The following is an 11853-nucleotide window of genomic DNA, read 5'->3' as shown; positions in this document are numbered from 1 at the left end:
GTCTTTATTATCCTCGATCGTTTTGCATAAGCAAATCTGAACTGCAACGCGGGAAGATTCGCCCCCGGACGGGGGCGAGGGCGGTATTATCGGGTTGCCGGAGACAGTGCGCTCGCGGAAGGGGGAGAGAAGAACAGATCGCCAAACAGTGCCGTCGATATTTTGCGTACGCCAAGTCCGGCGAGGGTGCAGATCAGCAGGCTGGCAAATGGGTAGACCAGGATCAAGGCAAGCTCGGCCCAGACCGGCCAGTAGGCAGCATTCATCTCACCGATCAGGAACAGGCTGAAGGCCTCTATCAGGATGCGGTGCGTGGTGTAGATAGCGATGGTGTTTGAGCCGATAACGTTAAGCAGGTTGCTGGGATGAACGGCATAACGCTGCTCGAGGCTATAGAAAAGCTTCATGATCAGCACGATCGACAGCAGGGAAAGCAGCAGCAGAACGTTAGCAAACCACAGTACCACGGAGACCGCAGCAAAAGCGGCCAGCGCCAGCCAGGTGCGACGCAGGTTCAGCCCCTTCATCCAGGCCATCAGCTCTGCGCCATACCACGCGCCAAGGCTGTAGTAGATCATATTGCGTACCACGCTGTTCATTCCCCACCACGGCAGCGGCAGAAAATTGATCGTGATGCTGGCCAGTGCCAGCAGCCCCAGTACGGGCAGCTTCCAGCGGCTAAGCAGTTTACATAGCGTGAAATAGACCACCAGGGCGTACAGATACCACAGGCTGGTGCTGGCAGTGAGCATCCCCCACGCAAACCCGGAAAGTGAATCGGCATACGCGGCGTTCGAGGAGGTGGCCAGTTCACGTTCAGGTGCCAGCCAGGCATTGAGGTGGCTCAGCGCCTGCCATTGCAATACGCCCCACAGCGCAAGGACCCAGACAATGCTCCAGATCCGTTTGTCAAAACTGGTGCGCCAGTTCACCTCGTCAATATAACGACGGATCAGATAACCGGATATGAAGAAAAATACCGGCATACGGAAGGGCGCGAGATAAAGGTTAAAATAGACCCAGCATTTGGCGAGAAGACCGGACAACGGATGTTGTAGCCCCGTCAGATGGGGATAAAATGTGATAACCGAATGATAGATCACCACCAGGCAGATACACAGCCCCTTTATCTGGTTAATCCATAATGCTTTTTGCTTCATTGTTCGCAACTACCTTATTGCCATAAACGAACGAACAATTGTTGGTAAACGCAGCCGGGATGTAACGGGAAACAGTCTGTATCAGGAAGTTTTTCGGAAAAGGTGGAGGGTGTGGCGCGATAATTCGAAGAGTAGCATTCTGATTTATCTTAATTTTTCAGAAAAATGATTACCAAAGCTTACGGTTTCAGTCATTTACGCTTAACGGATTCGCTTATATACTCGTGGGTCTGCTATCAGCAAACAGACGGACTTCATGTATCAACCTGTCGCACTCTTCATAGGCTTACGCTACATGCGTGGGCGCGCCGCGGACCGTTTCGGTCGCTTTGTCTCCTGGCTTTCGACTATTGGCATTACGCTTGGCGTGATGGCTCTGGTGACGGTGCTTTCCGTCATGAACGGCTTTGAGCGCGAGCTGCAAAACAACATCCTGGGGCTGATGCCGCAGGCCATTCTCTCTTCAACCAGCGGTTCCGTTAACCCGCAACAACTGCCGGAAAGTGCGGCGAAGTTACAGGGTGTCACGCGCGTTGCGCCGGTGACAACGGGTGATGTCGTACTGCAAAGCGCCCGCAGCGTGGCGGTGGGTGTCATGCTGGGGATTGACCCGGCGCAAAAAGATCCGCTCACGCCGTATCTGGTCAACGTGAAGCAAAGCGATCTGGAAGCGGGCAAATACAACGTCATCCTCGGCGAACAGCTTGCCGGGCAGCTTGGCGTGAACCGTGGCGACCAGCTGCGCGTGATGGTGCCGTCTGCCAGCCAGTTTACGCCGATGGGACGTTTGCCCAGCCAGCGTCTGTTCACGGTTATTGGCACGTTTGCCGCCAACAGCGAAGTTGACGGCTACCAGATGCTCATGAATATCCAGGATGCTTCGCGTCTGATGCGTTATCCGGTGGGCAACATTACCGGCTGGCGTCTGTGGCTCGACGCACCGCTGAAGGTCGATACCCTCAGCCAGCAAACCTTGCCGGAAGGCACAAAATGGCAGGACTGGCGCGAGCGTAAAGGCGAACTGTTCCAGGCCGTGCGTATGGAAAAAAATATGATGGGCCTGCTGCTGAGCCTGATCGTCGCGGTCGCGGCGTTTAACATCATCACCTCGCTTGGTCTGATGGTAATGGAAAAGCAGGGCGAAGTTGCCATCCTGCAAACCCAGGGGCTGACGCCGCGCCAGATTATGGCCGTCTTTATGGTGCAGGGGGCCAGCGCCGGGATCATTGGCGCGTTACTCGGGGCCGTTCTCGGGGCGCTGCTGGCCAGTCAGTTGAATAACTTAATGCCGATCATCGGCGCGCTGCTTGATGGCGCGGCGCTGCCGGTTGCTATCGAACCGTTGCAGGTGGTCGGTATTGCGCTGGCCGCGATGGCCATTGCGCTGCTTTCTACGCTCTATCCTTCCTGGCGCGCTGCCGCCACTCAACCCGCTGAGGCTTTACGTTATGAATAAGATCCTGTTGCAATGCGACAACCTGTCCAAACGCTATCAGGAAGGCTCTGTACAGACTGATGTGCTGCACAATGTGAGCTTCAGCGTGGGCGAAGGCGAGATGATGGCGATTGTCGGCAGCTCCGGTTCCGGCAAAAGTACCTTATTACACCTGCTGGGCGGGTTGGATACGCCGACCAGTGGCGACGTAATTTTCTCAGGCCAGCCGATGAGCAAAATGTCTTCTGCGGCAAAAGCGGAGCTGCGTAACCGTGAGCTGGGCTTTATCTACCAGTTCCACCATCTGCTGCCGGATTTCACGGCGCTGGAAAACGTGGCGATGCCTTTGCTGATTGGTAAAAAGAAACCGGCAGAAATTAATGCCCGTGCCAGCGACATGCTGAAAGCCGTAGGCCTGGGGCATCGCGGTGACCACCGTCCGTCTGAGCTGTCCGGTGGCGAGCGTCAGCGTGTGGCAATTGCCCGTGCGCTGGTGAACAACCCGCGTCTGGTGCTGGCGGATGAACCAACCGGCAACCTGGATGCGCGCAATGCTGACAGTATTTTCCAGCTTCTGGGTGAGCTGAATGCCTCACAGGGGACGGCGTTTCTGGTGGTGACCCACGATTTGCAGCTGGCAAAACGGATGGGACGCCAGCTTGAGATGCGTGACGGTCATCTGAACGCTGAACTGACTCTGATGGGAGCGGAGTAATGGCCTCACCGTTATCGTTACTCATCGGGCTACGCTTCAGCCGCGGCCGTCGTCGCGGCGGGATGGTCTCCCTTATCTCGGTGATCTCCACCATCGGTATTGCGCTCGGCGTGGCGGTATTGATTGTGGGATTAAGCGCCATGAACGGTTTTGAGCGTGAGCTGAATAACCGTATTCTGGCCGTTGTGCCGCACGGCGAAATTGAACCGGTTAATCAGCCGTGGAACAACTGGCGTGATGCCCTCAGCAAAGTGGAAAACGTGCCGGGCATTGCCGCCGCTGCACCTTACATCAACTTTACAGGGCTGGTGGAAAGCGGTGTTAACCTGCGCGCCATCCAGGTGAAAGGGGTGAACCCGGCGCAGGAGGCGCGTCTGAGCGCGCTGCCGAAGTATGTGCAGAACGGCGCGTGGGCAAACTTTAAGGCCGGTGAGCAACAGATCATCATGGGCAAAGGTGTGGCCGACGCGCTGAAAGTGAAGCAGGGCGACTGGGTGTCGATCATGATCCCAAACGCCAGCGCTGACCATAAATTGCAGCAGCCTAAGCGCGTGCGTCTGCACGTCACCGGGATCCTGCAACTGAGCGGTCAACTCGATCACAGCTTTGCAATGGTACCGCTGGAAGACGCACGTCAGTATCTGGACATGGGCGACAGCGTGACGGGCATCGCCATTAAGGTCAATGACGTCTTCAATGCCAATAAACTGGTGCGTGATGCGGGCAGCGTGACCAATAACTATGTCTACATCAAAAGCTGGATCGGCACTTACGGGTATATGTATCGTGATATCCAGATGATCCGCGCCATCATGTATCTGGCGATGGTGCTGGTGATTGGTGTGGCGTGCTTTAATATCGTCTCGACGCTGGTTATGGCGGTCAAAGACAAGAGTGGCGACATCGCGGTTCTGCGTACCCTTGGGGCAAAGGACGGTCTTATTCGCGCCATCTTTGTCTGGTATGGTCTGCTGGCGGGGCTGTTCGGCAGCCTGTGCGGGGTGGTGATTGGCGTCGTGGTGTCGTTACAGCTCACGCCAATCATCAACGGAATTGAGAAGCTGATCGGCCACCAGTTCCTGTCGGGTGATATCTATTTTATTGACTTCCTGCCGTCTGAATTGCACTGGCTGGACGTTATTTATGTGCTGGTTACAGCACTTTTACTGAGTCTGCTGGCAAGCTGGTATCCGGCGCGTCGCGCAAGCCGAATTGATCCGGCGAGGGTATTAAGTGGCCAGTAATTACGTCATGATCTAGCGGCTTACGGGCCGCCAGGTTAAAAGAGGAATGCGTTATGTATTACGGATTTGATATTGGCGGCACTAAAATTGCGCTCGGCGCGTTTGATAACGATCTCAAACTGCAGTGGGAAACCCGCGTTCCCACGCCGCGCGAAAGCTACGATGAATTTTTAACCGCCATTGCCGCGCTGGTGGCGCAAGCGGATGAACGCTTTGGCGTGAAAGGCAGCGTCGGCATCGGTATTCCAGGCATGCCTGAAACCGACGACGGCACGCTGTATGCCGCCAACGTACCTGCTGCCAGCGGCAAACCGCTGCGCGCCGATCTCTCTGCTCTCCTTGAACGCGACGTGCGTTTAGATAACGATGCCAACTGCTTTGCGCTCTCTGAAGCCTGGGATGATGAATTCCGTCACTATCCGCTGGTGATGGGGTTGATCCTTGGCACCGGCGTTGGCGGGGGAATTGTTATTAATGGCAAACCGATCACCGGGCGCAGCTATATCACGGGAGAGTTTGGTCATATCCGTTTACCGGTAGATGCGCTTGAGGTCGTGGGACGCGATTTCCCGCTTACCCGCTGCGGCTGTGGTCAGCATGGCTGTATTGAGAACTACCTGTCAGGTCGTGGGTTTGCATGGCTTTACGAACACTTCTATCATCAGAAACTCGAAGCCCCTCAAATCATTACCCTGTGGGAGCAAGGCGATGCGCAGGCGCGAGAGCACGTTGAACGTTATCTCGATCTGCTGGCGGTGTGTCTGGGAAATATCCTCACCATCGTCGATCCGGATCTGCTGGTGATTGGGGGCGGGTTATCAAACTTTACCGCGATAACGGAACACCTGTCCGGGCGTCTGCCCCGACATTTATTGCCAGTCGCCCGCGTGCCGCGTATTGAACGTGCGCGACACGGGGACGCAGGAGGCATGCGCGGAGCCGCATTCCTTCATCTCACCGACTAGTTTACGAGGTTACTATGCTGTCGCGTCGCCAGGGTCGACTCAGCCGTTTTCGCAAAAATAAACGCCGCTTACGTGAGCGCTTGCGCCAGCGGATCTTTTTCAGAGACAGAATGATGCCAGAAGCGATGGATAAACCCAGAGTGGTGGTGCTGACCGGGGCGGGGATCTCTGCCGAGTCCGGTATTCGAACCTTCCGTGCTGCGGACGGGTTGTGGGAAGAGCACCGTGTTGAGGATGTGGCGACACCAGAAGGCTTCGCCCGTGACCCGGATCTTGTGCAGGCATTTTACAATGCCCGCCGTCGTCAGCTTCAGCAGCCAGAAATAGCGCCTAATCCGGCGCACCTGGCGCTGGCGAAGCTGGAGGAGGCGCTGGGTGACCGTTTTCTGCTGGTTACGCAGAATATCGATAACCTGCACGAGCGAGCCGGCAACAAAAACATCATCCACATGCACGGCGAGCTACTGAAGGTGCGCTGTGCCTGGAGCGGCCAGGTGCTGGACTGGAAAGAGGACGTGCTGCCTGAGGATAAATGTCACTGCTGCCAGTTCCCTTCGCGTCTGCGTCCGCATGTGGTCTGGTTTGGTGAAATGCCGCTGGGGATGGATGAGATTTACAGCGCGCTGGCCATGGCGGATGTGTTTATCGCCATCGGTACCTCTGGGCATGTCTATCCGGCGGCGGGGTTTGTTCACGAAGCGCGTCTGCACGGTGCGCATACCGTAGAGCTGAACCTCGAACCCAGCCAGGTGGGAAGCGAGTTTGAAGAGAAGCACTATGGGCTGGCAAGCGAGGTCGTACCCGAGTTCGTCGACAAGCTGCTCAAAGGTCTGTAATAGCGACAGTATGAAAAGGCACCCGTTAAGCGGGTGCTTTTTTGTTTATAAACTCGTCCGCTGAAATTACCATTAATGATGTTTACTAAACCACAATATAAGCCCTGTTAATTAGTGTGGATGCTATTATTTTGTGCATTCACTCAAAATAGTGCTTAATAATGCTCGTTATCGTGGTGTAGAAAGAGGATGCTAATAAATATAACGTCGATAAGGAGGATGGGATATGTACGGATTTATTGCGAGACAACCCATTTTTAACCCGGATATGAATACGGTAGCTTATGAACTGCTTTTCAGGGATGGGATGGCAAACCGTTTTCCGGATGTATCGGCAGAATATGCAACATCCAGAATGATATCCGACCATTTTTTATCTGTACCGTCTCAGCGTATCGCCGGGACACAGACCTTGTTTATCAACTTTCCATCCAGAATGGTCATCGACCGCAGCGGTGAAGCGCTGGACAAGGAGAGCGTGGTCATTGAGATCCTTGAAGATGCCGTTCCCGGCGAGGCGTTATTGCAGGCCGTGAAAGAGATGAATGCGCACGGATATCGCTTTGCGCTTGATGATTTTACCCTCGCGCCGGAATGGGATCGCTTTTTACCCTATATTTCTGTACTTAAATTTGATGTCAGAAATTATACCTTAGCGCAAATTCAGGATTACCTGCGTACACGTAAAAGCCTGACTCACCATATAAAGTATCTCGCTGAAAAAGTTGAGACTAAAGAGGAATTCAAACGCTATCGTGATGCCGGTTTTTCGCTTTTTCAGGGTTACTTTTTCTGTCGCCCTGAAGTGATTAAATATAAACGCTTATCACAAAATCAACTGGCGATTTTCCGCCTGCAGATGGAAGTGGGGCGGAATAAACCTGATTTTCGGATCATCGAGTCGTTAATAAAAACCGATCTCACCTTGTCCTATAAAATCATGCGTTATATGAAACACACGGCGTTTAAACACGTCGGTGCCTGCAATTTTAGCAAGTTAACGCTCAGCGAAGTCCTCAGGTATCTGGGGGAAAATCAGCTGCGACGCTTTGTTGCGGTGGTGGTGCTGGCCAGTGCCGGCAACGACACCGTCGATGAGCTGTATCCTCTGAGCATGATGCGGGGCAAATTCTGTGAGCTGATTGCAGAGAAGATGCCTGCGCCGGGGCTCGCGGAAAACGCGTTTATGTGTGGCCTGTTCTCTCTGCTTGATACCTTGCTTGAATTGCCAATGGCGGAGTTGATGAAGCAAATTGCGGTGCCGCAGGCTGTCAGCCAGGCCCTGTGTCATCAGGAAGGCGTGTTAGCCGATATGGTGACGCTGTGCCGCCACTATGAACAGCAGGAGTGGGAGGAGGCGGCCAGGATAGCGAACGGTCTTGGGCTGTCGGATGACGACGTTGTCGATGCCATGAGAATGGCGACGATCTGGGCGGGGGAAAATGCGGCGGGTTAAGGCCCCTCACGGCGTGGCGACGTGAGGAGCCAGACTGCGGCCCTTATCGGCCGGCTTTTAATTTCTGGTAATACTCTTCATACAGACGGCTCGCGTCGCCGACATCGTTTTGCCATTCACCTTTGCTGATGGTGTCGGCATCCGGGTAGAGGGATTTATCATTCGCCACTTTAGGCTTCAGTAGCTTGCGGGCGGCCAGGTTTGGCGTTGGGTAGCCAATAGTCTCGGCAACCTGCTTCGCCACGTCCGGGCGCAGCAGGAAGTTAATGAGCTTCAGGGCACCGTCAACGTTTTTCGCATTCGCAGGAATAGCCAGGCTGTCCATCCAGAAGATGCCGCCTTCTTTCGGCCAGACGACCTCCAGCGGCGTACCGGCCTGACGCGCAACCCATGCAGAGCCGTTCCACACCATGCCGAGATTTACTTCCCCTTCCATATACGGATTCGCCGGGTTATCGGAGTTGAACGCCGCCACGTTAGGCATCAGTTTTTTCAGCTCGTTATAGGCCGCTTCAATCTCTTTCGGGTCCGTTGTGTTGCCCGAGTAACCCAGCTTGCGCAGCGCCACCTGGAACACTTCACGGGCATCGTCGGTTAACAGCAGGCTGCCTTTGTATTCAGGCTTCCACAGGTCGGCCCACTGGGTGACGGTTTTAGGATCGATTGCTTCGCTGTTAACCCCGATGGCGGTCGCACCCCAGATGTACGGAATGGAGTAGTCGTTGTTCGGATCGAACGGTTTGTTGAGCATCTGCGGATCGAGGTTGTTGAAGTTGGTCAGCTTCGACTTGTCGATCTTCTGGATCATGCCCTCTTTACGCATCTTGTCGACGAAGTAGGTCGATGGCACCACCAGATCGTACGCGCCGTCCTTGTACGTTTTAAGCTTGGCGTACATGGTTTCATTGGACTCGTAGGTAGAGTAGATGACCTTAATGCCCGTCTCTTTGGTGAACTGCTCCAGCAGACCCGGCGGCACATACTCAGTCCAGTTATAGAAGTAGAGCGTTTTGCTGTCATCAGCGTGCGCGACGCCCATTCCGAGCACCAGTGCCGCAGCGGCAAGCATTTTTTTCATTTCATTGTCCCCTGAGATTTTGTTTTATCACGAGCAATAATCTGGCTGGCAATCACCAGTACCAGCGAGAACACTAACAGTATGGTCGCCAGCGCGTTCACCTCAGGCGAGACGCCGACTTTCACCATCGAATAGATTTTCAACGGCAGAATTTCATAGCTCGGCCCGGTCACGAAAGAGGAGACCACAACGTCATCCATCGACAGAGTGAAGCTGAGCAGCCACCCGGCCGCGACGGCGGGCATCGCCAGCGGCAGGATAATTTTGCGCAAAATGGTCATCTCGCTGGCGCCAAGATCTTTTGCGGCCTCCAGCATACGCACATCAAAGCCTTTCAGGCGTGCATAGACCGTCACCACCACAAATGGCAGGCAGAAGGTGATGTGGGAAAACAGCAGCGACCAGAAGCCGAGCTGGACACCCAGCAGCATAAACAGTACCAGCAGAGAAATCGCCATGACGATATCCGGTGACATCATCACCACAAACAGCATGCCGCTGACGAACGGTTTACCGCGAAAGCGGTAGCGATACAGTGCCACGGCGGTGAAAGAACCAATCAGCGTGGCGAACGTTGCTGAAAAAATCGCCATGGTTAATGAGTGCTGCGCGGCCTGTAGCAGGCTGTCGTTGTTCATCAGCAGGCTGTACCAGTGGGTGGTAAAGCCCTGCCAGTTGATCCCGAAGCGTGAACTGTTGAACGAGTTCACGATCAAAATGATAATCGGAATATACAGGTAAGCGTAAATGGCGGTCATAAAACCGCCGCGAAGCAGTCGACCGATCATTCGAGTTCCACCTTCTTATTCAGCAGCCGTGAAGCGCGCCAGTAAACCAGCAGCATCAGACCCATCACCACCGTCAGCGTAATGCTGGTGGCGGAGCCGAACGGCCAGTCGCGAATGTTAAGGAACTGGCTCTTAATCACGTTTCCGATCAGCAGGTTTTTCGCACCGCCCATCAGGTCAGAGACGTAGAACAAGCCCATCGCCGGAAGCATCACCAGCAGACAGCCCGCGATAATGCCGGGCATCGTCAGCGGAATGATAATGCGGAAAAAGGTCTGCAGCTTATTCGCCCCCAGATCTTTGGCCGCTTCCAGCAGCGGTTTATCCAACTTCTCAATGCTGGAGTAGAGCGGCATCACCATAAACGGCAGCAGGATATAGACCAGACCAATAATCACCGCACCCGGGGTAAACATAATGCGGATTGGCGTATCAATCACTCCCAGCCACAGCAGAAACTCGTTCAGATAGCCTTTGGTGCTGAGGAAAATTTTCAGCCCGTAGATGCGAATTAAGGAGTTGGTCCAGAACGGCACAATCAGTAAAAAGAGCAGCAGCGGGCGGATTTTTTGCGGCAGACGCGCCAGGAACCACGCGAAGGGATACCCCAGCACCAGGCAGGCAACGGTGGCGATCAGCGCCATGTTCAATGAGTGCAGCAGCACATCAAAGTAGAGCGGATCGAGCAGACGTGAGTAGTTATCCAGCGTAAAGACCAGCGCCACAAAGTGGGCATCGTCGCGGGTCAGGAAGCTGGTGGCGATGATCATCAGGTTGGGTAAAAAGACAAACAACACAAGCCAACCGACGATCGTGGCAATCACCACATTCTGGAATTTACTTGTGTTCTTCATCAGCCAGCACAACCTCCCAGCTTTCCACCCAGTTAATCACCATTTTTTGATCGAGCGAATGATCAAAGTCCGGGTCGTCCTCGTTAAAGAACTCGCTGACCATCACCATCTTACCGTTTTCCAGTTCGACAACGGATTCCAGCGTCATCCCCTTGTAATTACGCTCGCGGATATAGCCGATCAATCCTTCGGCTTGCGCATTGCCGTGGATCTCCTCGACGCGCAGATCTTCCGGGCGTAACAGCACGTTGAGCTTTTGTCCCTTCTCAACGGCAAAGTTAACGGTGATATTGCACTCGCGGCCTTCGACATTCGCCCGAACGCGCTGCTCATCCAGACGCTCGATAACCGTGGCGTTGAAGATATTGATCTCGCCAATGAAGCTGGCCACAAACAGATTTTTCGGCTCTTCGTAGATTTCACGCGGCGTGCCGTCCTGCTCGATTTTACCATCACGCATCACCACGATACGGTCGGACATGGTGAGCGCTTCTTCCTGGTCATGCGTCACAAAGACGAAGGTGATGCCGAGCTTACGCTGCAGGGCCTTAAGCTCGTTCTGCATCTGCTTGCGCAGTTTGTAGTCCAGCGCGGAGAGGGACTCATCCAGCAGAAGCAGACGCGGTTTGTTGACCACCGCACGGGCGATGGCCACACGTTGCTGTTGGCCACCAGACAGCTGATGCGGTTTGCGTTGAGCAAACTCCTCCAGCTGTACCATCCGTAGCGCCTCGGTCACGCGCGGCGGGATCTCGCTGGCCGGTGTTTTTTGCATCCGCAGACCAAACGCAACGTTTTCAAACACGGTCATGTGCGGGAACAAAGCATAGCTTTGAAAGACGGTGTTAACGTGACGATCTTCAGCGGGGACCTGGGTAATGTCCTGCTTTTCAAGGTGGATATGGCCGCTATCGACGCTTTCCAGCCCGGCGATAAGGCGCAGTACGGTTGTCTTGCCGCAGCCAGAAGGGCCAAGCAGCGTGAGGAACTCACCATCATTGATGGTCAGATTGAGGTCGGAAATGACATCTTTACCATCAAAACTTTTACGAATTCGTTCCAGTTGCACCAGCGGTGAACGTGAACGGGATTGAGTATTCAATTTTTGCGCTGTCCCATATAGACGCTCCGGGCAGCAGACCGAAGCGGGGTTTGTGTGTAACCACCTTGGTGACTCGTAATGAGGGCGGACATTCTACGGCAAACCACTGGAATCGCCAATCCTTGTCACTGATTCATAAGCTACATTTACTGACGTACACGATATAAACGGAATCTATGGTCACTCCCGTTTTTGCAACACCGATTTTGACGACAAGTTG

The 11853-nt window shown here is 54.2% G+C and carries 11 protein-coding genes; 6 read left to right on the top strand and 5 right to left on the bottom strand.

All coding sequences use genetic code 11. The features are described 5' to 3' along the window. Nucleotides 1–86: 86 nt before the first annotated feature. The gene (locus HX884_RS06460) at nt 87–1160 is read right to left on the bottom strand and encodes an acyltransferase family protein (protein ID WP_178327870.1); all 1074 of its coding nucleotides are present in this window, start codon (nt 1158–1160) and stop codon (nt 87–89) included. Between the two features lie 256 nt (nt 1161–1416). On the opposite strand from HX884_RS06460, the gene lolC reads away from it, so the two are divergent. From lolC to HX884_RS06430, 6 genes are all read left to right on the top strand, one after another. Next, nucleotides 1417–2616 (top strand): lipoprotein-releasing ABC transporter permease subunit LolC, encoded by a 1200-nt coding sequence (gene lolC / locus HX884_RS06455; RefSeq protein WP_023621889.1) that lies wholly within the window; start codon nt 1417–1419, stop codon nt 2614–2616. Then, nucleotides 2609–3310 carry a lipoprotein-releasing ABC transporter ATP-binding protein LolD gene (lolD, locus tag HX884_RS06450; protein WP_013097097.1) on the top strand — a complete coding sequence of 234 codons (702 nt, stop codon included), beginning with the start codon at nt 2609–2611 and terminating at the stop codon, nt 3308–3310. The genes lolC and lolD overlap by 8 nt, the downstream gene beginning before the upstream one ends. Next, nucleotides 3310–4554 carry a lipoprotein-releasing ABC transporter permease subunit LolE gene (lolE, locus tag HX884_RS06445; protein ID WP_013097096.1) on the top strand — a complete coding sequence of 415 codons (1245 nt, stop codon included), beginning with the start codon at nt 3310–3312 and terminating at the stop codon, nt 4552–4554. The genes lolD and lolE overlap by 1 nt, the downstream gene beginning before the upstream one ends. A gap of 53 nt (nt 4555–4607) precedes the next feature. Further along, the gene (nagK, locus tag HX884_RS06440) at nt 4608–5519 is read left to right on the top strand and encodes an N-acetylglucosamine kinase (RefSeq protein WP_038979828.1); all 912 of its coding nucleotides are present in this window, start codon (nt 4608–4610) and stop codon (nt 5517–5519) included. Nucleotides 5520–5533: 14 nt separating this feature from the next. Then, nucleotides 5534–6355: a Sir2 family NAD+-dependent deacetylase gene (gene cobB, locus HX884_RS06435; protein WP_029881967.1), complete on the top strand. Its 822-nt coding sequence runs from the start codon at nt 5534–5536 to the stop codon at nt 6353–6355. Nucleotides 6356–6581: 226 nt separating this feature from the next. After that, on the top strand, nt 6582–7811 hold the full coding sequence (locus tag HX884_RS06430; RefSeq protein ID WP_058679145.1) for an EAL and HDOD domain-containing protein: 1230 nt from the start codon (nt 6582–6584) through the stop codon (nt 7809–7811). Nucleotides 7812–7854: 43 nt separating this feature from the next. Here HX884_RS06430 and potD read toward each other — a convergent pair whose 3' ends face one another. Genes potD through potA form a run of 4 tightly spaced genes read right to left on the bottom strand, consistent with a single transcriptional unit; the run spans nt 7855 to nt 11633 of the window. Beyond that, the gene (gene potD / locus HX884_RS06425; protein WP_178327869.1) at nt 7855–8889 is read right to left on the bottom strand and encodes a spermidine/putrescine ABC transporter substrate-binding protein PotD; all 1035 of its coding nucleotides are present in this window, start codon (nt 8887–8889) and stop codon (nt 7855–7857) included. Then, on the bottom strand, nt 8886–9677 hold the full coding sequence (gene potC / locus HX884_RS06420) for a spermidine/putrescine ABC transporter permease PotC (RefSeq protein ID WP_178327868.1): 792 nt from the start codon (nt 9675–9677) through the stop codon (nt 8886–8888). Before potC ends, potD begins: the two co-directional genes overlap by 4 nt. Then, nucleotides 9674–10531, bottom strand: a complete 858-nt coding sequence (gene potB, locus HX884_RS06415; protein WP_040019558.1) for a spermidine/putrescine ABC transporter permease PotB — start codon at nt 10529–10531, stop codon at nt 9674–9676. Before potB ends, potC begins: the two co-directional genes overlap by 4 nt. Beyond that, the gene (potA, locus tag HX884_RS06410) at nt 10515–11633 is read right to left on the bottom strand and encodes a spermidine/putrescine ABC transporter ATP-binding protein PotA (RefSeq protein WP_013097089.1); all 1119 of its coding nucleotides are present in this window, start codon (nt 11631–11633) and stop codon (nt 10515–10517) included. Before potA ends, potB begins: the two co-directional genes overlap by 17 nt. Between the last annotated feature and the right edge of the window lie 220 nt (nt 11634–11853).

The sequence above is a fragment of the Enterobacter sp. SECR19-1250 genome, from assembly GCF_013391025.1.
Lineage (GTDB): Bacteria > Pseudomonadota > Gammaproteobacteria > Enterobacterales > Enterobacteriaceae > Enterobacter > Enterobacter cloacae.
This window is presented reverse-complemented; position numbering and strand designations above follow the sequence as displayed.